Below are 21,302 nucleotides of genomic sequence, written 5' to 3' on the forward strand. Positions count from 1 at the left end.
ATAACAGAGCCAGGGCCCGCCGGGCCCCAGCCAGGAGAGCATCATGCACGAGCACGAACCCCGCGCCCAGTTCACCCACATGGAAGACGGCACCGCCGAGGACTGGAAGATCATCTCCCAGGCGTTCGGCGGCTTCGCCCGCGAGCTGCCCGACCGCGTCATCGAGCACCTCAAGCTGCTGGAAGGCGATTGCGGCGGCTTCCCGGTGGACCGTCTCACCCACTGCCTGCAGACCGCCACCCTGGCCTATCGCGACGGCCAGGACGAGGAATACGTGGTGTGCGCCCTGCTGCATGACATCGGCGATACCCTGGGCCCGTACAACCACGCCGACGTGGCCGCCAGCCTGCTGGAGCCCTTCGTCAGCGAGGAAAACCACTGGATGGTGAAGCACCACGCCATCTTCCAGGGCTACTATTTCTTCAACCACCTGGGCCTGGATCGCAACCTGCGCGAGCAGTTCCGCGACCATCCCTGCTTCGAGCGCACCGTGGAATTCTGCGCCAAGTACGACGCCGCCGCCTTCGATCCGGAGCAGGAAACCCTGCCGCTGTCGTTCTTCGAACCCATGCTGCGCCGGGTCATGGCCAGCCCCAAGCGTTCGCTCTACAAGAAATCCCTGGATCCGCAACCCGCCGAACAGAACGCCTGAGCGACGCCGCGCGCCGGGCTCGCGTTCGCGGCGCGCGGATTGGGTGTGTACACCTTTACTGTCAAAAACAGCGACATATTTCGGCCATCGCCGAGTCATACATCATCCTTAAGGTGAGCCCCGCGTAACTCGTCCTTACTCGGGAGACTCATCATGAATACCCTGCACCCGGCCCGGTGGCGCGCCACCTGGCTGACGTTTTTGTTGTGTCTTTTTCTCTCCGCCTGCGGCGGCGACAGCAGCTCCGGCGGCGGTGGCGGCGACACCACGCCACCGGACGGCAATGACGGTGAAGCCGCCAACGCCTTTACCCTGGCGGTACTGCCCGATACCCAGAAGTATTCCCGCTATTCGCCGGAGCGTTATACCGTTCAGACGCAATGGATCGCGGACCATTACCAGGAAGAAAACATCAGGTTCACCGTGCACCTGGGGGATGTGGTGGACCGGCCCGGCGTGCCCGAGGAATGGGTGGAAGCCCGCGCCGCCATGCAGATTCTGGAGGCCAATCCGGACACCCCCTACAGCGTGCTGGCCGGCAACCACGACGTGATGAACAGCGGCCAGTGGGACGACCAGCGCACCCTGGCCAACGAACCCTTCCTGCAGCACTTCCCGGCATCCCTGCAGGCGTCCAACTTCGGCACCTTCCAGGGCACCGACGACACCGGCTTCAACAGCTATCACCTGTTCCAGGCCGACGGCCGTGAGTACCTGGTACTGGCCCTGGACTGGCTGCCGTCCCAGCAAACCGTGGCCTGGGTACAGGACGTGCTCGACCAGCATCCGGAGACCCCCACGATTCTCACCACCCATCAATTGCTGGGCATCGGCTCCGATGGCGAAACCGCCGTGTTCACCCCGCTGGGCCAACAGTTGTGGGAAGACCTGATCCGCTCCAATGACCAGATTTTCCTCACCCTGAGCGGCCACAACCACGGTGAAGCCACGCTGATCGGCAAGAACGACTACGGCCGCGACGTGGTGATGGTGGTGGTGGATTACCAGTCCGGTTTCTGGGGCGGCAACGGCATGATGCAGCTGGTGACCTTCAACGAGGCGGCCCAGCAACTGGACTTCCGCTCCTACTCACCCTGGGTGGCCGCCATTCCGGAAGCCGAGCGCCAGCCCCAGGATGAACTGTCCCGTTGGGAATTCAGCGTGCCGATGAACTTCGAGCGGCGTTTCGCCGACCTCAACCAGGGCACCGTCGCCGACGCCCCGGGCAACATCGAGGGCACCCAGGCCTACTGGATTCTCGACGACGACCACCGCATCACCCGCGCCGACGGCTCGGTGCAGTTCCTGGACGCCTCCGGCAACGGCAACACCCTGGAGCTGGTGGACTACAACGATCCCCAGGGCGCGCAAAGCGACTTCTTCGAGCTGCGCGACGACGCGCCGCCGTTCGGCTACGCCACCGGCACCGCCACCTTCCACGGCAACAACGACATCGGCGGCTACTACCTGACCACCGGCGGGCCGGGCCTGACCTTTGAAAACAGCGCCGCCGGCAAGCCGGGCTATCTGCCGCAATACACCATCGAAGCCATCGTCCGCCTGCCGTCCGATTGGATGCGCGACCAGAACCAGTGGTCCGGCATCCTCAACCACGAGCCGGGCATCAGCCAGGTCTGCCAGTACCACGAGGTGGGCTGCTCCGGCAGCGACGCGTCCCTGGGCCTGAACGTGTCGTCCCTGAAGGAGTTTCAGTGGGTGAGCACCTCCCAGAACGGCAAGGGTCAGGACAATTGGTCCTGGGAAGTGGCCAGCGATTACTGGTACCACATCGCTTTGGTGAACGATGGCGAACGGGTGCAAATGTACGTGGACGGTTCCCTGACCATGCGTACCGGCGTGGATCCGCAGCAGGGGCTGCTGGTGGAGCCGGGCCAGCCCTGGAACATCGGCATCAACAGCTGGCAGGGTAGCCCGGGCAATCTGTTCGCCGGCGACATCGCCGAGATTCGCATCAACAACCGGGTGCTGGATCGCAGCGAGTGGTTGTACAACCAATAACGTTCCGGTCACCTCTTAAAGCGCCCCGCGGGGCGCTTTTTTTATGCGCGGGTTTTGCAGGGGAAGTGCCCTCCAGTTGGGACGCGTCTCGGTGTGGGCCCCCTTCCGGGAACGCCGCAAGTACGTCCCTGTAGGCTCCCTTTCGAACGTCCTGTTCTCAAGGGTCCCGGAAGGGGGCCCACACCGAGACGCTACGAGGTGGCGTCCCGCGCGGCTTTGTAGATTTGGGTGGAGAGGCTGTAGGAGCGACTTCAGTCGCGATGGAGATGGCACCGCCGCTGATCGCAACTGAAGCGGAACGCCGCCCAGTCGCTCCTACATAGGGTTCAGAAGCGCGAGGAGGGCGCCGGTGTCCAGGTGCTGGTCGATGGCGTTGGCAAGGCGGTCCAGGTCGTGCTGGCGGTGGTGGTGGTAATCGATGGCGGCGGCGCTGTCGGCCAGGCCGGCCCAGCGCAGCAGGGCGTCGGTGGTGCCCGGGTCATCGAACAGGCCGTGCAAATAGGTGCCGCGAATGCGGTCGTCGTCGCTGAGGGCGCCGTCGTCGCGGCCGTCCAGCCGCAGTAAGGGGCGGCCCAGGGCGGGGCCTTCGCTGACGCCGTTGTGGATCTCGTAGCCATGGATCGGCACGCCGTCCGGCAGCAGGGTGCCGCTCACGTTGCGCAGCTGCTTGCCGCGAACCAGGGTGGTGCGCAGGGCCAGCCAGCCCAGGCCATTGTCGCCGCCGGGGTCGCCCTCCAGACCGTCCGGGTCCTCGATGCGCTCGCCCAGCATCTGGAAGCCGCCGCAGATGCCCAGCACCTTGCCGCCGAAGCGCAGGTGCCGCTCGATCTCCCGGTCCCAGCCCTGTTCGCGCAGGAACGCCAGGTCGGCGCGGGTGGCCTTGCTGCCGGGCAGGATCACCAGGTCCGCCGCCGGCCAGGGGCGGCCCGTTTCGGCGAAGCGCAGCTCCACGCCCGGGTGCAGGCGCAGGGGGTCGAAGTCGTTGTGGTTGCTCATACGCGGCAGCAGCGGCACGGTCACCTTGAGCGCGCCGTGGTGGTGCTCGCCGCCGCCGGCCACCGCGTCCTCCGCGTCCAGCATCAGGCCGTGCAGGTAGGGCAGCACGCCGAGCACCGGCTTGCCGGTGCGTTGTTCCAGCCAGTCCAGGCCGCTTTGCAGCAGCGCCGGGTCGCCGCGAAAGCGGTTGATCACGAAGCCCTGAATGCGCGCCCGCTCTTCCGGCGGCAGCACTTCCAGGGTGCCGACGATCTGGGCGAACACGCCGCCCCGGTCGATGTCGGCCACCAGGATCACCGGGCAGTCGGCCAGCTCGGCGAAGCCCATGTTGGCGATGTCGTTGGCGCGCAGGTTGATCTCCGCCGGGCTGCCGGCGCCCTCGGCGATGACCACGTCATGGCGTGTCGATAAGGCCTGCCAGGCATCGCGCACCGCGTCCCGGGCGGTCGCCTTGAACGCGTGGTAATCGAGCGCGTCCATGTTGCCGTGCACCCGCCCGCGCAGAATCACCTGGGCGCCCCGGTCGGTCTGCGGCTTGAGCAGCACCGGATTCATATCCGAATGCAACGGCACTCCCGCCGCCAGTGCCTGCAACGCGGTGGACCGCCCCACCTCGCCGCCGTCCTCGCTGACCGCGCTGTTCAGCGCCATGTTCTGTGGCTTGAACGGCGCCACCCCCACCCCGCGCCGCGCCAGCCACCGGCACAACGCCGCCACCACCAGCGTCTTGCCGGCGTCGGAGGTGGTGCCCTGAACCATCAACGTCGTCACAACTCCACGCCTTTCTGCGCGCGGATGCCCTGATCCTTGAACGCGTGTTTGACGACTTTCATTTCCGTGACCGTGTCCGCCAGCTCGATCAGTTGCTTGGGCGCGTAGCGGCCAGTGACCACGGCGTGTTGCAGGGGCGGGCGGTTCTGCAGGTCGTCGAGCACCGTGTCCAGGTCCAGGTAGTCGTAGCGCAGGGCGATGTTCAGTTCGTCCAGCAACACCAGATGGTAGCTGTCGTCACGCAGCATCTTCCGGGCCACCGCCCAGGCCGCCTCGGCGGCGGCCACGTCCCGCTGCCGGTCCTGGGTGTCCCAGGTGTAGCCCTCGCCCATCACGTGGTAGTCCACGTTGGGCAGGTCGCGGAAGAAGGCTTCCTCGCCGGTGCTGAAGGCGCCCTTGATGAACTGCACCACGCCCACCTTGTAGCCGTGGCCCAGGGCCCGGGCCAGCATGCCGAAGCCGGAGCTGCTCTTGCCCTTGCCCGGGCCGGTGAGTACCAGCAGCACGCCCTGGTCCTTGTCGGCGCGGGCGATGCGCTCCTGCATGATCCGTTGCTTTTTCGCCATGCGTTCGGCGTGGCGTCGCGGGGTCTTGGCGTCTTCGCGCATGGAGGTCTCCTGTTACTGGGAAGGGGGAAAGCGGCCTTCGAGGATAGAGGCCACCAGCGTCGGCGACGAAGGAAAGTAGCCGTGGAAGAAACTGGCCACCAGACCGTTTTTCACGAATACCGGCTCGCCACCGGTGCCGCTTTGTTTCTCGCTGAACAGTTGGGCGGCCGGCGCGTTTTCCAAGGTGGCGTGGTGGAAGGTGTGGCCGCGCAGTTCGTGATCGCCCAGGCGCAGGGCGTGCATGCCCAGCCCCTGGAGTTTCCGCGTTAGCCGTGCCGTGCCGGGCAGCAGCCCGAAGCCTTGGTGGGCTTCGTCGTCGCCGTCCACCACCGTTTCCAGGCAGCTCATCAGGCCGCCGCATTCCGCCAGGATGGGTTTGGCGGCCTGATGGTGGGCGCGGATCGTCTCGCGCAGGGCGGTGTTGGCGGCCAGGGCGGCGCCGTGCAGTTCCGGGTAGCCGCCGGCCAGCCAGAGCGCATCCACCGCCGGTAGCGTGGTGTCGGCCAGGGGCGAGAAGAAGTGGAGCTCGGCGCCCAGGTCGCGCAGCAGGTCCAGGTTGGCCGGGTACAGAAAGGCGAAGGCCGCGTCCCGGGCCACGCCGATCCGTTTGCCTTCCAGCAGGCGGGGTGGCGGCGCCGGGCGTGGAGCGTTGAAAGTCACCGGCGCCGGCAGCCGGTCGAGGCCGGCCTCGGCGAGCACGGCGGCGGCCTGGTCCAGGCGTTGGTCCAGATCGTCCAGCTCGCCGGCCTGGACCAGGCCGAGATGGCGCTCGGGCAGCGTCATGGCCTCGTGGCGCGGCACCGCGCCCAGCAGGGTCAGGTCCGCCGGCAGGCCCTCGGCGAGCAGATCGCCGTGGCGGGGGCTGGCCACCCGGTTTGCGATCACCTCTCGCACCGTGAGGTCGTCCCGGTAGCGGGCCAGGCCCAGGGCCACGGCGCCGAAGGTCTGGGCCATGCCCCAGGCGTCGATCACCGGAATCGCCGGGATGCCCGCCAGCACCGCCAGGTCGGCGCTGGACGGGGTGCCGTCAAACAGGCCCATGGCTCCTTCCGCCAGAATCAGATCCGCCTGCGTGGCCGCCTCGGCCAGCCGCCAGCGGCATTCCGCTTCGCCGGTCATCCAGGGTTGAAGCTGGTACACCGGCGCGCCGCTGGCCCGCTCCAGGACCATGGGGTCCAGGTAGTCTGGCCCGAACTTGAACACCCGGACCCGGCGGCCGGCGTTGCGGTGCAGCCGGGCCAGGGCGGCGGTGATCAGTGATTTGCCCTGGCCGGAGCCGGGGGCGCTGATCAGGGCGGCCGGCACGGTGCCGGCGAACGATTCGTTAGCGGTCATGGTCCACCGGGTCTCCAGGGTCGGGGGTGGGCACGAACACGGGCGCGCCGCCCACCCGGGTCATGGTCAGCGGCTGGCCGTACAGCCGTTCCAGGGCGCGGGGCTCGAGCATCACCTCGGCGGGGCCGGCGCAGTGCTGGCCGTCCGGGAACAGCAATAGAAGATGGTCGCACCAGCGTGCCGCCAGGTTCAGATCGTGCAGGCCCATCACCACGGTGGCGCCGCGCCGGGCCTGGCCGGCGAGCAGCCGCATCACCGCTACCTGGTGGTGCAGGTCCAGGTGGTTGGTGGGCTCGTCGGCCAGCCACAGGGCCGGGGTCTGGGTGAGGGCGGTGGCGATGGCCACCCGCTGGCGCTCGCCGCCGGACAGGGTGGTCACCAGCCGGTCCGCCAGGTGATCCACCGCCAGGGCGGCCAGGGCCTCCCGGGCCAGACGCAGGTCCTCGGCCCCTTCCCGTTGCCAGGGGGCCAGGAATGGGTGGCGGCCTATCAAGGCGGTTTCCAGCACCGTGGCCGGGAAGCCGTCCTGGCGCTCCTGGAACACCAGGGCCAGGCGCCGGGCCACCGCCTTGCGTTTGAGGGTGGCCAGAGGCGCGCCGTCCAGGTAGACCCGGCCGGCGCGGGGCGGGTGCAGCCCGGCCAGGGTGTGCAGCAGGGTGGTCTTGCCGGCGCCGTTGGGTCCCAGAATGCCCCAGCGCTGGCCCGGGGCCAGGCACAGCGACAGCGGCCGGCCATCGGCGCGGCCAGGAATGTCGATCACCAGGTTGCGGGTCTCCAGCGTCGCCATCAGCGGCTCCGGTACAGCAGGAACAGGAAGGTGGGCACCCCGAGCAGGGCGGTGATCACGCCCACCGGCAACTGCTCCGGGGCCAGCAGGGTGCGCGCCAGGGTGTCCGCCAGGGTCAGCAGGGCGCCACCGGCCAGCACGCTGGCCGGCAGGATCAGGCGCTGGTCGTTGCCCAGCAGCAGGCGCAGCATGTGCGGCACCACCAGCCCCACGAAGCCGACGCTGCCGGCGGTGGTCACCGCCACCGCGGTGAGCAGGCTGGCCAGCACGTAGACGGTGATTTCCAGGGGCCGCACCGCCACCCCCAACGCCGCCGCCTGCAGCGGTCCCCGGGCCAGCACGTTGAGCCCGCGCCCCAGCGGCAGGGTGACCAGCAGGGCCGGCGCCAGCACCAGCCAGGCGGCCAGCGGCGAGCGGGCATAGCTCAGGTCGCCCATCAGCCAGTAGAGCATGCCGGGCAGTTGGTCGGCGGGGCTCAGAGTGAGCAGGAAGGTGACCACGGCGCTCCAGCCGGCGGCCACCACCACGCCGGTGAGCAGCAGCCGGGTGGGCGTCCAGCCGCCCACGCCCTGGGCCAGGCCGAACACCACCAGGGTGGAGAGCAGCGCCCCGGCGAAGGCGGCGCCGGACACGCCGAAGGTCGCCGCGCCCAGCAGCATGGCGCCCAGGGCACCCACCGCCGCGCCGCCGGACAGGCCCAGCACGTAGGGGTCCGCCAGGGGGTTGCGCAGCAATACCTGCATCAGGGCGCCGGCCAGGGACAGCAGGCCGCCGGTGGCGAAGGCCGCCAGCGCCCGGGGCAGGCGCAGGGACAGCAGCAGCTCCCGGTGCAGCGGGTCGCCGCCGCCGGTGAGCACCGCCAGCAGCTGCGTCACCGTGATCGGCACGCTGCCCACCGCCAGGGCGGCGGCCACCGCCAGCAGGCCGATGCCGGCCAGCAGCGCCAGGGCCGCCAGGCCCCGGCCGCTAACGCCGGGCACGGGCGGTCTCCAGGTGCCGGCACAGCAGCCGGGTGCCTTCCAGCATCTGCGGAGTGGGGCGCTGCAGGGTGGAGGGCGGCACGAAGAACAGGTTATCCCGTTGCACCGCGGTGAGCGCCGGGAACCGTTTCCAGAGTTCCAGCCACTCCGGATTGTCCTCGCCCATGCCGCCGGCGACGATGGCCTCCGGGTCCTTGGCGATCACCGCTTCCTTGCCGATGCGCGGCGCCAGGGTAGGCAGGTCGGCGAACACATTGACGCCGCCACACACCCGAATCGCCTCGCTGATCAGATGCTCGCCGTTCACCGTCATCAGCGGCTCTTCCCAGACCTCGTAGAACACCGGCACCGGATCGGCGTCGGCGTAACGGTGGCGCAGGGCGGCGATGCCGTCGCGAAAATGGTCGGCGGCGGCGCGGCCGGTCCGTTCGGTGCCGGCCAGCACGGAAAAACGCTCCAGGGTGTCGGCCACGTCGGCGAAGCGCAGCGGTTCGCTCCGGTAGATGGTGAGCCCCAGTTCCTCCAGCCGTTGCACCTGGGTCTCCGGGTTGCCGCTGATCCAGGCCACCACCAAGTCCGGTTTCAGGGCCAGCACCGCTTCCATGTCCAGGCGCTTGTAGCTGCCCACCCGGGGCAGCGCCTTGGCCGCCGGCGGGAAGTCACTGAAGCTGACCGCGCCCACCAGGCGCTCGCCGGCGCCGGCGTTGAACAGCAGTTCCGTGGCGCCGGGGGACAGCGCCACGATGCGCTCCGCCGGTTGCTCCAGGCACACCCGCCGGCCCGCGTCGTCGTCCACGCAGACCCGGGCGGAGGCGGCCAGGGCCGGCAGCATCAGCAGCAGGGCGAGGACAAAACGGGGTTTCGGCGGGTGACAGGCCATGGGGCTCCCGGGTCGGATCAGTCGATATCGTAACGCAGGCTGGCCATCACCGAACGGCCGGCGTTCAGGTACTCCCAGCCGGAGAAGTTACGGGTGGTGGCGTATTCCTTGTCGAGCACGTTACGCACCACCACGCGCCCGGACCAGCGTGGAGCGAACCGCCAGCCGGCGCGCAGGTCCAGAAGGCCGTAGCCGGCCAGGCGGTTCTCGTTTTCGGCGTCGTCATAACGGTGGCCGCTGACCACCAGGGAACCGCCCAGGGACAGGTCGCCCAGCCGGCGATCCAGATCCAGGCGGGCGCTGCGTTGGGCGCGGCGTTGCAGCACGTTGTCGGTCTGCCGGTCCTCCGGGTCCTGGGCGGTGAACGCCGCCGCCAGACGCCACTGGTCCAGCTCCAGCCCGCCGCTCAGTTCGGCGCCGCGAATACGCGCTTCATTGACGTTGAACGCCAGGTAGTTGCCGCCTACCTGCTTGGTATCGATCAGGTCCTCCACGTCGGTCTGGTAGACCGCCAGGTCCCAGAACCAATGCTGGAACTGGCCGCGGACGCCCAGCTCGGTGGTCTCGGAACTTTCCGGGTCCAGGTCCGGGTTGCCGAAGCCAGGGTAGTAGAGGTCGTTGAAGGTGGGGGCGCGGAAGGCGGTGCCGTAGCTGGCGCGCAGACGGTGATGCAGGCCCAGCTTGTAGCCCAGCGCCACGGCGCCGGTGGTTTTGTGGCCGTAGGCTTCATTGTCGTCGTAGCGGCCACTGGCCTGCACATCCAGGGCGCCGAAGCCGAGCAGCAGTTGAGCGAAGCCGCCGGCGTTGTCCCGTTCGGTTTCCTCGTATTGGGTGGTGCTTTCGATGGAATCACGGCGGAAGTCGCCGCCCAGCACGAATTCCATGTTGTCGGTGACGATCACGTTCTGCCATTGGGCGGCGCGGCTGCGGGTGTCGAAGATGCTGTCCCGATCGCCGTCGGTGAAGCTTTCGTTCTGGTCGCGGGCATCGCTGATCTGGACCTTGCTCAGCCAGTTGTCGCCGAGCCACAGCTGGCCGTTCACCCCGGCCACCTGAATGGCGTAATCGGTGCTCTTTTCCTGCTCCGGGGTGCTGCCTTCGAACTCGGTGGTGCCGCTGGCGCGGAAGCCGAAGGCGCCCACCTCGGCGTTGTTGTCGAAGCGGTGGGTCACGCGCATATGGCCGGCGGTATTGTCGTAGCCCCGGTCCTCGCTGCCCTCGCGAATCTCGGTGCCGTCGGTGTCGAAACGGTCGATGCCCAGGGCATAGCGGGTGCCGTCGCGCTCTCCCTCGGTGCCGGCGGAGAAACGGCGGCTGTTGAAGCTGCCGGCGCCCATTTCCAGCCAGGTGCCCGGGTCGCTGCCGTCCGGGGTGAACACTTGCACCACGCCGCCCACGGCGTCGGCGCCGTACAGGCTGCCGCGCGGGCCGCGCACGATTTCCACCCGGTCGATCAGACGCGGCGGCAGAAATTGCCAGGACGGGCTGCCGGCGGTGGCGGAGCGCAGCCGCACGCCGTCCACCATCAGCAGGGTGGAGCTGCTGCCGGTGCCGCGCAGGAACATGCTGGTGGTTTTACCGAAGGCGCCGTTGCCGGTCATGTCCACGCCGGGCTGGCTTTGCAGGGCATCGCGCAGTTCCACCGGATCCTGGTGGCGCAATTGTTCTTCATCGATCACGGTCACCGACGACAGGGAAGCGTCGGCGGTGCGGCTGGTCCGGGTGGGCGTTACCACCACCGGGTCCAGGGCGGCCACTTGCAGTGGCTCGTTTCGCGAAGGTTTATGGTCTTCGGGCGTGGCCGCCAGCGTCATCGCCGGCGTCAATACGGAAACACAAACAGGCAGGACGGCCAGTGCCGTCGAAACACGGAAAGTCATCAAAGGATCCCCTCTTGCCGGCTCACCCGCACGGCATGGATATCATCATCGCGGGGGAGAGCGGCCGGGGAACACGGTATGAAACAACGTGTCGGACCGCCGTCGCCCGCCGCGACGCCAGGTCGGGACCGGCCAGGCCGGTACCCTCTTCCTCGCGGCCGGTATCCGGGCTGATGAGCGGAGTGGACTCCGGGACCGTCGCCTTCCCATGCGCGGGGCACAGTGGCACTTCGACGGTCGTACTCTCAATCACCGTTGCGGGGGCAGCGTCGGACTGGCGCGCGGGGCGCGGCACCGACTTCCCGTTTAACCCCCTGTCAGGGGGCACCGAAAGGTGCGCGAAACCTAGCAAGGGTCCCGGCAAGAATCAATCGAAACCCAGCGCTTCATGCAGGCGGCGCCAGCCGGCCTGGTCGCCGGGCAGGCCCAGGCGCAGGCCGGCGGGGGTGTCCCAGAGGCGGGTGAGCACCGCCCGGCGGGCCAGGGCGTCGTGGCGGTGGGCGGCGTCGGCGGTGGGGCACCAGGCGAACAGGTCGCTGTCGCCTTGTGGGTTCAGGCCGTGGTCGCGGAGCAGGGCGTCCAGCCGTTGGCGGTCGGCGCGTAGCCGTTGCCGGGTGGCGTCTTGCCAGGCGGTGTCGGCCAGCGCCGTGGCCATCACGTGGCGGGCCGGGTGGCTGAGCGCCCAGGGGCCCAGTTTCTCCGCCAGCGCCTGGCACAGGGCCGGAGGCCCGGCCATCAGGCCGGCGCGCAGGCCGGCCAGGCCGAAGAACTTGCCCAGGGAGCGCAGCACCACCAGGCCCGGCGCGCCCAGCGCCGGCGCCAGGGAGGCGAAGGGGCTCGCCTCGATAAAGGCCTCGTCCACCACCAGCAAGCCGTCCCGCTTCGCCAGCGCCCGGTGCCAGCGGAGCAGGGTGTCCGTGTCCAGGCCGGCGCCGGTGGGGTTGTTGGGGTGAATCCACACCAGGGCGTCCAGGTCCGGCAGGGCGGCGGGCACCTGTTCCGCCGTCAGCGGGATTACCCGGTGGCCGGCCCGGTGCCAGGCGGCGGCGTGTTCCCGGTAGCCGGGTGCGGGTACGCCCACCCGCCCGGGGGCGCGCAGCAGGGGCAGGCTCTGCAGGGCGGCCTGGCTGCCCGCCACCGGCAGGCAGCCGGCCCGGTCGGGCAGGCGTAGCCAGGCGCGGGCGATGTCCTCCAGGCCGTCGTCCTCCTCCGGCAGCCGCTGCCAGACCCGGGCGGGGATCGCCGGCACCGGGTAACCCCGGGGGTTGATGCCGGTGGAGAGATCCAGCCAGTCCGCCGGGGGAAGGCCCCATTGGCGGGCGGCCTGGTTGAGTCGGCCGCCGTGCTCCGGTCGCGGGTCGCTCATGGGCCGGCTCCCAATAGCAAGGCAAGCAGCAACGCCAGCCCCAGCCACAGGATCAGGGTGCGCCGCACCAGGGTCAGGGCCGCGTCGATGGCGGCGGCGTCCGGCGCCGGGCCCTGGCCCAGCCAGGGGCGGGGTTTGAGCGCGCCGTGGTAGGGCGCCGGGCCGCCCAGGGTTACGCCCAGGGCGCCGGCGCCGGCGGCCATAACCGGGCCGGCGTTGGGGCTGTCCCAGCGCGGCGCCTGGACCCGCCAGCAACGCAGCGCCGGGGTCAGGTGGCCGCACAGGCCATAGCTCAGGGCGGTGAGCCGGGCCGGCGCCCAGTTGAGCAGGTCGTCGAGGCGGGCGGCGGCCTTGCCGAAGCGCTCATAGCGGGGCGTGCGGTAGCCCCAGAGGGCGTCCAGGGTGTTCACCACCCGGTGCAGGATGACGCCGGGCAGGCCCGCCACCAGGAACCAGAACAGGCTGGCGAACACCGCGTCGGCGCCGTTCTCCAGCACCGATTCCGTGGCCGCCCGGGCCACGCCTTCGGTGTCCAGGGCGTCGGTGTCGCGGCTCACCAGCAGGCCCACGGCGCGGCGCGCCGCCGCCAGGTCGCCGTTGGCCAGGGGCGCGGCCACCGCCCGGGCATGCTCCGCCAGGCTGCGTGCCCCCAGCGCCAGCCACAGCCCCAGCCCCTGCAGCGGCCACAGCAGCCAGGCCGGCAGCCACAGGGTCAGGGCCAGGGCGGCCAGCACCGGCGGCAGGGCCAGCAGGGCCACCGCCAGGGCGCCCCGGGCCAGGTCGCCGTCGGCCTGGCGATTGAGGTGGCGTTCCAACCGGCCGGCGGCCCGCCCCAGCGCCACCAGCGGGTGCCCGCGACGGGGCTCGCCCAGGGCCCGGTCGAGGGCCACGGCGGCGAGGGCGGCGAGGGTCAGGCTCCACATGAGGCGGCATCCGGGCAATGAAAAGAGGCGCAGTGTAGCGGCAAGCGGTTACCGAAGGCACCTTGACAGTACCGGGAGCCGGGAAGAGGATTGGCCCGCTTTCGCCATCACCCCGAAAGGAGCCCGAGTGACCGATACCGCCGCCTGGCAAGCGCCCATTGCCGCCCCCAGCGAGGCCCACCGTGACCGGGCCCTGACCCGCCAGACCCGCCTCACCAAGCCGCCGGGCTCCCTGGGCCGGTTGGAGACCGCGGCGGTGGAACTGGCCGCTCTGCAGGGCGACGACCGGCCCGGCGTGGACCCGGTGGCGATCACCGTGTTCGCCGCCGACCATGGGGTCTGCGCCGAGGGCGTGTCCGCCTTTCCCCAGGCGGTGACCGGGCAGATGATCGCCAACTTCGTGGCCGGTGGCGCCGCCATCTCGGTGCTGGCCCGCCAGTTGGACGCCCACCTGGAGGTGGTCAACCTGGGCACGGTGACGCCGCCGCCGGCCTGCGAGGGGGTGGTGGACGAGACCATCGCGCCGGGCACCGACAACCTGGCGGTGCGACCGGCGATGAGCATGGAACAGCTGGAGGCGGCCCTGGCCGCCGGCGACCGGGCCGCCGCCCGCGCCGCCGACCGGGGCGCGCGCCTGTTCATCGGCGGTGAGATGGGCATCGGCAACACCACCAGCGCCAGCGCCGTGGCCTGCGCCCTGCTGGGCAAGCCGGCGCGCTCGCTGACCGGCCCCGGCACCGGCCTGGACCGCTACGGCGTGGGCCGCAAGGTGGCGGTGATCGAGCGCGCCCTGCGCCGCCACGCCGACCCCCGCGATCCGTTGCAGGCGCTGGCGTCCGTGGGCGGTTTCGAGATCGCCGCTCTGGCCGGCGCCTTCATCGGCGCCGCCGCCCGCGGCCAGGTGGTGCTGGTGGACGGCTTCATCGTTACCGTGGCGGCCTTGGCGGCGGTGCGCCTGCGCCCGGAACTGCGCCCCTGGCTGCTATTCGGCCACCGCTCCCGGGAGCCGGGCCACGCCCGTTTGCTGCAGGCCCTGGAGGCGGAGCCCCTGCTCGACCTGGATCTGCGTCTGGGCGAGGGCAGCGGCGCCGCCGCCGCGGTGCCGCTGCTGCGCCAGGCCTGCGCTCTGCACAACGAGATGGCCACCTTCGACGACGCCGGCGTCGAGGCCGGTTCATGACCACCACCTGGTTCGATCTACTGCGCCACGGCGAGCCGGACGGTGGCCCCCGTTACCGGGGCCACCGGGACGACCGGCTCAGTGACCTGGGCTGGGAACAGATGGGCGCCGCCGTCCGCGACGACGATCACTGGGACCATATCCTCACCTCGCCCCTGGCCCGCTGCCGGGCCTTCGCCGAGGCCCTGGCCGCCGAGCGCGGCCTGCCCTGCACCGTGGAGCCGGGTTTCAAGGAGATCTCCTTCGGCGCCTGGGAAGGGCTCACCCCGGAGCAGGTGGATGAGCGCTTCGGCGACAGCCAGGCCCGTTTCTGGCGGGACGCGGAGCGGCATTCGCCGGACGGCGGCGAGCCGATCCAGGCGTTCCATGAACGGGTGGGCGCCGCCTGGCGCCACTGGCATCAGGAACTGGCCGGCCAGCGTGTCCTGATGGTGTGCCACGGTGGCGTGATCCGCATGGTGCTGGCCCACGTCACCGGGCTCGCCCCGGGCCGCGCCCTGGGCGCCTTCCTGGTGCCCTACGCCAACCGCTCCCGGGTGCGTCTGGACCGCACCGAACACGGCCCGCTGGCCTGCCTGGTGCAACACGGCACCCTGGAGCCAACGCCATGAACCGGGAGCCGGTGCGGCTGGCCCTGTCCCTGCTCACCCGCCTGCCGGTGCGCGTGGCCACGCCGGTGGACGAGCGCGACCAGGGGCGCTCCGTGGCCTGGTATCCGGCGGTGGGCCTGCTGATCGGGCTGCTGCTGTGGGGGCTGGCGGCGCTGCTGGCGTCGGCGCCGGCCTGGCCGGTGGCGGTGCTGGTGCTGGCGGTCTGGGTGGGGCTCACCGGCGCCCTGCATCTGGATGGCCTGGCGGACAGCGCCGACGCCTGGCTGGGCGGCTACGGCGACCGGGCCCGCACCCTGGCGATCATGAAGGACCCCTACTGCGGCCCCGCCGGGGTGGTGGTGGTGGTGCTGGTGCTGCTCGCCAAGGCGGCGGCGCTGGCGGTGCTGATTCCGGCGGCGCCCCTGGCGTTGCTGGCGGCGCCGCTGCTGGCCCGGGCCGCCTGCGCCGGCCTGTTCCTGGCGCTGCCCTATGTGCGCGAGCAGGGCCTGGGCAGCGGTGCCGCCCGGCACCCGGCGCGGCGCGCGGTGAGCGGGGCGATTCTGGCGGCGGTGGTGCTGGCGGTGCTGCTCGGGCAGGGGCCGGCGGTGCTGGTGGCCGGCGCCGTGTTCGCCGGCGGCGCGGCGCTGATGCGCCGGCGGCTGGGCGGCTTCACCGGTGATACCGCCGGGGCGCTGGTGGAGACGGTGGAGGCCGTGGTGCTGCTGGTGGCAGCGTTAATGCTTTGAGGAGAGAATCGCGACTGAAGTCGCTCCTACGAGGAAGGGTACGTTGTAGGAGCGACCGGGCGGCGCTCCGCTTCAGTCGCGATCACCCGGCGCGGCCTATTGGGACAGCGCGGCCCCCTTTAGCACCAGGGGCAGGCCGGCGGCGGTGAGGATGACCCGCTCCGCCCGTTCCGCCAGGGCCTGATTGAGCCAGCCCAGCTCGTCGGCGAAGCGGCGGCTGAGCGGGTCCATGCCCACCAGCCCCAGCCCCACCTCGTTGCTGACGATGATCACCGTGCCGGGGCAGGCCGGCAGCGCCTCCAGCAACGCCCGCCGCTGCCGTTCAAACACGGCGTCGCCGGCGTGCAGCAGGTTGCTCACCCACAGGCTCATGCAGTCGATCAGGATGCAGGACCCGGCGTCCGCGCGGGCCGCCAGGGCATCGCCCAGGGCCAGGGGCTCCTCGAGCAGTTCCCAGTGGGCCGGCCGGCGCTGGCGGTGGCGGCGGATGCGCTCGCGCATTTCCCCGTCGCCGGGTTCGGCGGTGGCCAGATAGAGCACACGGGAGTGGGCGGCGGCAAGCCGTTCCGCCAGGGCGCTCTTGCCGGAGCGCACGCCGCCGAGGATCAGTTCCGTGGCCATGGCCGGGAAAAATCAGATGCCCAGGCGGCGGGCCATGGTCTCCATTACCCGCCGCCAGGCCTCGGCCCCTTCCGGGCCCACTTCCTCGAAGGCGTGATTCAGCAGGTCGTGCTGGATGCCGGTGAGGCGCTGTTCCAGCTCGCTGCCGGCTTCGGTGAGCGCCAGGCGCTTGACGCGCTTGTCGGTGGCGTCCCGGGTCACCTCCACCAGCTCCTTTTCCACCAGGGTCTTGAGCGGCTTGTGGATGGCCTGCTTGGTGAGGCGCATGGTGTCCACCAGCTCATTGACGCTGAGGTGGTCGTTGTGGCCGATGAAGAACAACAGGCGGTGGTGAATGCGGGACAGCCCCTGGGTTTTGAGAATGCTGTCGGGTTCGGCGACCAGCCCCCGGAAGGCGAAGTGCAAGGTTACCAGGTTCTGATTCAGGCGCTCCCGCGAAGCGTCGTCGGTCATATTGTTTCACCACCCCTGTTTATCGCTATAGGTCACCAAGGTTGACCTTCAAAGATGTTCCATGCAACCCCTTCCTAACCTAGTCGAAACCCGGGTGTTTGGCGAGCATGGACGTGTGGGGGGCGATGTCCCCGACGGTGACACCGCCGGTGGATTTTCCCCCCATCCAAAACAGCGGAGTGTACCGGATTCACAGCCTGAAGGCGTGAACAAGGGTTGGGAAAATGTATCGCGGTGTCGGACGACCCGGGGGCGGGAAAAGGGCGGACGCGAAAGCGCCCGCCCGGTGGGCGATCACTGATATTGCAGGTTCACCTGGTACACGGCGGTGGTGCCGCTGACTTCGTAGCCCACCACCAGCAGCGGGGTGTCCCCCGGCGCGTCCTCGGCGGGGATGAACACGAGCCCCTCTGGCCCCAGATCACCGGCGGCGGCGAGCACCGACTCGGTGTCCTCGGTGGCCCAGTCGTCGCGGGTGTTCAGGTACTCCACGCGCACCGGCGCGGTGGGGTCGGTGATGTCGTAGACCAGCACGCCACCCATGCGCTCCAGCCCCAGGAACAGGAAGGTCTTGTCGCCGAGACCGGCGAGGGTCAGGCCCTCCGGCTCCGGGCCCTTGGCATCGCTGCGGCTGTCGAAGTCGTCGCCTTCGTCGTGGCCGGAGTTGAAGTAGTCCTTGCAGGGAATGCTGCGCTGGGTGCCGAGCATGCACTCGTCACTGGCCAGGAATTGTTCGATGGCGTCGCCGGAGTCGAACACCAGGCCGCCGTCCTCGTCCCAGATCGAGAAGGAGCGGCCGCCGTAGGCGTACAGGGTGTCGTACATCAGGCGGTCGCCGTTGGCGTCGTCCTGGACGCCGGCGGCGGTGAACAGCATCGGGTCGCCGTTTTCGTGTTTGCGGTAGCCCTCGGTCCAGGTGATGTTGAGGCGGCCGAGCACGTCGTCCTCGCGGCAGTCGCCGGGGTCGCCGGCGGTGGCGCCGCAGTAGCCGAAGGTGTCCGGGTTGAGCAGGCCGCCGGCGGCCAGGTCACGCAGTTGCGGGGGCAGGTCGTCGCCGCAGCGGCGGTCGAAGCCGTCCGCGTGCACCAGGTGCTTGACGCGGAACTCCTCCACGAAGCCCTGGCTGGGGTCGCCGGCGCAACCGGCGCCCTCGGTGCCCCAGTAGGCATTGTTGTCCTCGCCCCAGGCGCGGGCATCGCCTTCGTTGGCGGTGACCAGGTAGGTGTTGCCGCCGGCGCTGTAGGCGCCGATGGCGTCCGGCTGGTAAAGGCTGACCACGCCGTCGAAGGTGCGGATGTCGATGGCGTCATCGTCGTCGCTGGCGTCGATGCCGTTGCCGTCCTGGCTCAGGTCCTTCTCGCCCAGGGGCAGAATGTCGGTGACCGTGGCGCTGGCGATGTCGAGCCTGGCCAGGGCGTTGTTCTCCTGCAGGGCCACCCAGGCGGTGGCGCCGTCGGCGGCGATGGCGATGTACTCGGGTTCCAGATCCCGCGCCACGTTGGCACCGGGGCCATAGATGCGCACGCCGGCGGCCTTCAGGTCCGCTTCCTGGCCGTTGAAGGCGGTGAAGGTGGCGCGGCTTTCCACCGGGTTCTCCGGGTCGCTGATGTCGATGACGCTGATCGAGCCTTCCGGATCCACGCTGTAATCGTCGTTGGGCTCGCCTTCATTGGCGGTGAGCACATAGCCGCCGTCCGGGGTGAACGCCACCATGTCCGGCAAGGCGCCTACCGGCACGAAGCTGATGCGCTCCAGGCTGTTGGCGTCGTACAGGGCGAGGAAGCCGGTGTCGGTCTTGGTGCCGGCCTGCACGGCCACCGCCACCAGGTCGCCGTGCACGGCCACGCTGTTCACTTCCGAGCCGGCGGAGATGTCGCCGGTGAGCAGGGTGTCTTCCAGGGTCGGGTTGGCCGGGTCGGCCAGGCTCATGATGTCCAGGGCGCCCTTGTTGGCGTTGACCACGAACAGGCGCTGGGAGCCGGCGTGGTAGGCGGGGATCTCCGCCGCCGATTCATCGAACTGGCCGCTGGCGTGACGGCCCAGGAAGCTGAGCGTCAGGCTGGAGGGGGTGGGTTCCGCCGCCGGCGGATTGGCGCCGCCGTCGTTGTCGCTGTCGCCGCCACAACCGGCGAGCAGGGTGGATGCCATCACGGTGCCGGCGCCAAGGGCAAGCCAGGGTTTCATGAAAACACCTCGTCATTATTCGTTCACGGATACCCGGGTAGTGGGCCGCAAACCCATGACAGGGGGATGACGTTTTCTTGAAGAACGGCGGGGCTGAAAAGTTCCGGGACATTATGTCCAATGTGAATGGCGGTTTGCCTGACCTAGACTTGGGCTGATATTTCACGCCTGGAAAGAGTCGGAATGGAATGGATCCCGGTAGTTTTCATTACCTTCAAGGTCGTCGTGCTCGGCACGGGCATGTTCTTCGCCATCAAGTGGCATTACGACAAAGGCAAGAAGAAGAAAGACGAATAGGCGCTGGCGCCGCCTCAAGGCGGCGCGCGCAACGCTCCGATCAGCGCCTCAATCGTCCTTCAGCAACCGGCGCAACACCTTGCCCGCCGGCGTGGCCGGCAGCGTGTCGATAAAGGCGACCTGGCGCGGGTATTTATACGCCGCCATGTGTTCCCTGGCCCAGTCGATTAGCTCGCTCTCGCTGACCTTGCCCTGGTACTCCGGCTTGAGCACCACGAACAGCTTCACCGTTTCGCCGCGTTGATCATCGGGCACGCCGATGGCGGCGGACTGGGCGATGGCCGGGTGATCCAGCATCAGCGCTTCCACGTCCTCCGGGAACACACTGTAGCCGGAGCACTTGATCATCTCCTTGATGCGGCCGGTGAAGAACAGATAGCCCTCCTCATCGAAATAGCCCACGTCGCCGGTGTGCACGGCACCGTCGCGCAGGGTTTCCGCGGTGGCCTCGTCGCGCTTCCAATAGCCCTTGAACACCGCCTTGTTGCGCACCACGATCTCGCCGCTTTGCCCGGGCGCGCATTCCGCGCCGGTTTCGGTATCGACAATGCGGATCTCGTTCTCCGCCATGGGCACGCCGCAGCTGCCCCACTTGATGCGGTCCTTGGGCATGAAGGTGTCCGAGGTGTGGGTCTCGCTCAACCCGTAGGCGGCCTCGTGGGTCTGGCAGCCGGTGAGCGCCTTCCATTCCTCGGCCAGTTTTTCGGTGAGGGGAATGCCGAAGCTGGTGCAGGGATTGTTGGCCAGCGAGGTCAGGTCACGATCCCGCACGCCGGGAAAATCCAGAATCGCCCGCAACATGGGCGCGATGCCGTACCAGTTGCTCACCCGGTAATGCTCGATGGCGTCGATGGTGGTGGCGGGCTCGAAGCGCGCCAGGATCACCAGGGTCTGGCGCGCGTACACCGGCTGGTAGACGCCGAAGTTCATGCCGGCGATATGACACAGCGGCGCGATGCCCAGGCTCACCGTGTCCTCGGTCATACGGTTGGCGTTGAACGACACCGCCATCTTGAACAGGCTGGACCCGTAACTGAGCATGGCGCCCTTGGGCCGGCCGGTGGTGCCGGACGTAAAGGTCATCAGCCCCACGTCGTTCCACAGGTCCACCGGCTCGAAGCGGTCCAGCGGCGCGGTGTGCTCCAGAATCGCGCTCAAATCGTCGGTGCCCGCCGGCGGCGCCGACGGCTCGCCGAGCAGCTCCTTGGGCACCGCCAGGGTGGGCCGCTCCGGCAGGTAGTCGCCGTAGGCGGTGCTCACCACCGTGGCCAGGGTCGGCACCTGGTCACGCACCCCGGCCACGATCGGATAAAGATCCCGGGCCACCACCAGTGCCTTGGTTTCCGCGTTGCTCAGTTGATAAGCCACCTCGGCGGCTTTGTACTGCGGATTCACCGGCGTGACCATGGCGCCCAGCGCCTGCACCGCGTAATGGGCGAAAATGTACTGCGGGCAGTTCTGCATGAACAACGCCACCCGGTCGCCGGGCCCCACCCCCTTCTCGCGCAAATGCGCCGCCAGCCGCCGCACCGCGTCCCCGGCCTCGGCCCAGGTAATCTCGGTACCGTAGTAAATGTAGGCGATCCGCTCCGGCACCTCCTCGGCGTGCTGGAACAGATAATCGTGCAGCGGCTTTTCACCACGAAGATAGGACACGCTGTCGCCGGCCCAGACGGAACCGGGCACCGGCACCGGCTCGAACCCGGTTGCGGAAACGGTGGACATCTTTGTTCTCCTTAAACTCTCAAAAACCTTTGGCGCCGAACGCCGAATGACCGGTAGCGCCAGCGGCATCGCGACTGAAGCGGAATGCCGCCCAGCCGCTCCTACCGGAAAGTGCACCGCCTCGTAGGAGCGACTTCAGTCGCGATGCGGTTGGCACCGCCGTTGATCGCGGCTGAAGCCGCTCCTACAACCCCATCCAATCCACGAAGCCGCGCGTGACGCCACCTCGAAGCGTCTCGGCGTGGCCCCCTTTCCGGGACCCTGTTTGACAGGATGTCAAACCGGGAGCCCCCAGGGACGGGTTCACGG

18 protein-coding genes and 1 riboswitch are annotated in these 21,302 nt (G+C 69.4%); of the genes, 5 read left to right on the forward strand and 13 right to left on the reverse strand.

Annotated features, from left to right (window positions below):
- Nucleotides 1-43: 43 nt before the first annotated feature.
- Both HMJ39_RS09500 and HMJ39_RS09505 read left to right on the forward strand, forming a co-directional pair.
- Nucleotides 44-652, forward strand: a complete 609-nt coding sequence (locus HMJ39_RS09500; RefSeq protein WP_194297128.1) for an HD domain-containing protein — start codon at nucleotides 44-46, stop codon at nucleotides 650-652.
- Nucleotides 653-805: 153 nt separating this feature from the next.
- The gene (locus HMJ39_RS09505; protein WP_161385267.1) at nucleotides 806-2,671 is read left to right on the forward strand and encodes a LamG-like jellyroll fold domain-containing protein; all 1,866 of its coding nucleotides are present in this window, start codon (nucleotides 806-808) and stop codon (nucleotides 2,669-2,671) included.
- Nucleotides 2,672-2,986: 315 nt separating this feature from the next.
- On the opposite strand, the gene HMJ39_RS09510 is transcribed toward HMJ39_RS09505, so the two are convergent.
- The 9 genes from HMJ39_RS09510 to cbiB all read right to left on the reverse strand — a co-directional run bounded on the left by HMJ39_RS09510 (nucleotide 2,987) and on the right by cbiB (nucleotide 13,197).
- Nucleotides 2,987-4,438 carry a cobyric acid synthase gene (locus tag HMJ39_RS09510; RefSeq protein ID WP_194297129.1) on the reverse strand — a complete coding sequence of 484 codons (1,452 nt, stop codon included), beginning with the start codon at nucleotides 4,436-4,438 and terminating at the stop codon, nucleotides 2,987-2,989.
- Nucleotides 4,435-5,046 carry a cob(I)yrinic acid a,c-diamide adenosyltransferase gene (gene cobO / locus HMJ39_RS09515; protein ID WP_194297130.1) on the reverse strand — a complete coding sequence of 204 codons (612 nt, stop codon included), beginning with the start codon at nucleotides 5,044-5,046 and terminating at the stop codon, nucleotides 4,435-4,437. Before cobO ends, HMJ39_RS09510 begins: the two co-directional genes overlap by 4 nt.
- A 12-nt stretch (nucleotides 5,047-5,058) precedes the next feature.
- A complete protein-coding gene (locus tag HMJ39_RS09520) occupies nucleotides 5,059-6,381 on the reverse strand; it encodes a cobyrinate a,c-diamide synthase (RefSeq protein ID WP_194297131.1) in 1,323 nt (440 codons plus the stop codon).
- The gene (locus HMJ39_RS09525) at nucleotides 6,371-7,168 is read right to left on the reverse strand and encodes an ABC transporter ATP-binding protein (RefSeq protein ID WP_194297132.1); all 798 of its coding nucleotides are present in this window, start codon (nucleotides 7,166-7,168) and stop codon (nucleotides 6,371-6,373) included. The genes HMJ39_RS09520 and HMJ39_RS09525 overlap by 11 nt, the downstream gene beginning before the upstream one ends.
- Nucleotides 7,168-8,148 carry a FecCD family ABC transporter permease gene (locus tag HMJ39_RS09530; RefSeq protein WP_194297133.1) on the reverse strand — a complete coding sequence of 327 codons (981 nt, stop codon included), beginning with the start codon at nucleotides 8,146-8,148 and terminating at the stop codon, nucleotides 7,168-7,170. Before HMJ39_RS09530 ends, HMJ39_RS09525 begins: the two co-directional genes overlap by 1 nt.
- Entirely contained in the window at nucleotides 8,135-9,028 is an 894-nt protein-coding gene (locus tag HMJ39_RS09535) for a cobalamin-binding protein (protein WP_194297134.1), read from the reverse strand. The genes HMJ39_RS09530 and HMJ39_RS09535 overlap by 14 nt, the downstream gene beginning before the upstream one ends.
- Before the next feature lie 17 nt (nucleotides 9,029-9,045).
- Nucleotides 9,046-10,908: a TonB-dependent receptor domain-containing protein gene (locus HMJ39_RS09540; RefSeq protein WP_407645807.1), complete on the reverse strand. Its 1,863-nt coding sequence runs from the start codon at nucleotides 10,906-10,908 to the stop codon at nucleotides 9,046-9,048.
- A 139-nt stretch (nucleotides 10,909-11,047) separates the two neighbouring features.
- Nucleotides 11,048-11,255, reverse strand: a riboswitch (cobalamin riboswitch).
- 20 nt (nucleotides 11,256-11,275) lie between these two features.
- Nucleotides 11,276-12,274, reverse strand: a complete 999-nt coding sequence (gene cobD, locus HMJ39_RS09545) for a threonine-phosphate decarboxylase CobD (RefSeq protein WP_194297135.1) — start codon at nucleotides 12,272-12,274, stop codon at nucleotides 11,276-11,278.
- Nucleotides 12,271-13,197, reverse strand: coding sequence for an adenosylcobinamide-phosphate synthase CbiB (cbiB, locus tag HMJ39_RS09550; RefSeq protein WP_194297136.1), 927 nt, complete (start codon nucleotides 13,195-13,197; stop codon nucleotides 12,271-12,273). The genes cobD and cbiB overlap by 4 nt, the downstream gene beginning before the upstream one ends.
- A gap of 127 nt (nucleotides 13,198-13,324) precedes the next feature.
- Here cbiB and cobT point away from each other — a divergent pair, with 127 nt between their 5' ends.
- The 3 genes from cobT to HMJ39_RS09565 are packed head-to-tail and all read left to right on the forward strand — an operon-like array spanning nucleotide 13,325 to nucleotide 15,713.
- Nucleotides 13,325-14,377, forward strand: a complete 1,053-nt coding sequence (gene cobT / locus HMJ39_RS09555) for a nicotinate-nucleotide--dimethylbenzimidazole phosphoribosyltransferase (RefSeq protein ID WP_256245812.1) — start codon at nucleotides 13,325-13,327, stop codon at nucleotides 14,375-14,377.
- A complete protein-coding gene (locus HMJ39_RS09560) occupies nucleotides 14,374-14,988 on the forward strand; it encodes a histidine phosphatase family protein (RefSeq protein ID WP_194297138.1) in 615 nt (204 codons plus the stop codon). The genes cobT and HMJ39_RS09560 overlap by 4 nt, the downstream gene beginning before the upstream one ends.
- The gene (locus HMJ39_RS09565; protein ID WP_194297139.1) at nucleotides 14,985-15,713 is read left to right on the forward strand and encodes an adenosylcobinamide-GDP ribazoletransferase; all 729 of its coding nucleotides are present in this window, start codon (nucleotides 14,985-14,987) and stop codon (nucleotides 15,711-15,713) included. Before HMJ39_RS09560 ends, HMJ39_RS09565 begins: the two co-directional genes overlap by 4 nt.
- Before the next feature lie 96 nt (nucleotides 15,714-15,809).
- On the opposite strand, the gene cobU is transcribed toward HMJ39_RS09565, so the two are convergent.
- From cobU to HMJ39_RS09585, 4 genes are all read right to left on the reverse strand, one after another.
- A complete protein-coding gene (cobU, locus tag HMJ39_RS09570; protein WP_194297140.1) occupies nucleotides 15,810-16,334 on the reverse strand; it encodes a bifunctional adenosylcobinamide kinase/adenosylcobinamide-phosphate guanylyltransferase in 525 nt (174 codons plus the stop codon).
- Between the two features lie 12 nt (nucleotides 16,335-16,346).
- On the reverse strand, nucleotides 16,347-16,787 hold the full coding sequence (locus tag HMJ39_RS09575) for a MarR family winged helix-turn-helix transcriptional regulator (protein ID WP_194297141.1): 441 nt from the start codon (nucleotides 16,785-16,787) through the stop codon (nucleotides 16,347-16,349).
- A gap of 294 nt (nucleotides 16,788-17,081) precedes the next feature.
- Entirely contained in the window at nucleotides 17,082-18,971 is a 1,890-nt protein-coding gene (locus tag HMJ39_RS09580; protein WP_194297142.1) for a choice-of-anchor I family protein, read from the reverse strand.
- Nucleotides 18,972-19,316: 345 nt separating this feature from the next.
- Nucleotides 19,317-20,993 (reverse strand): AMP-binding protein, encoded by a 1,677-nt coding sequence (locus tag HMJ39_RS09585; protein WP_194297143.1) that lies wholly within the window; start codon nucleotides 20,991-20,993, stop codon nucleotides 19,317-19,319.
- Nucleotides 20,994-21,302 lie beyond the last annotated feature (309 nt).

Origin of the sequence: Alloalcanivorax profundimaris (assembly GCF_015265435.1) — a bacterium.
GTDB lineage: Bacteria > Pseudomonadota > Gammaproteobacteria > Pseudomonadales > Alcanivoracaceae > Alloalcanivorax > Alloalcanivorax profundimaris.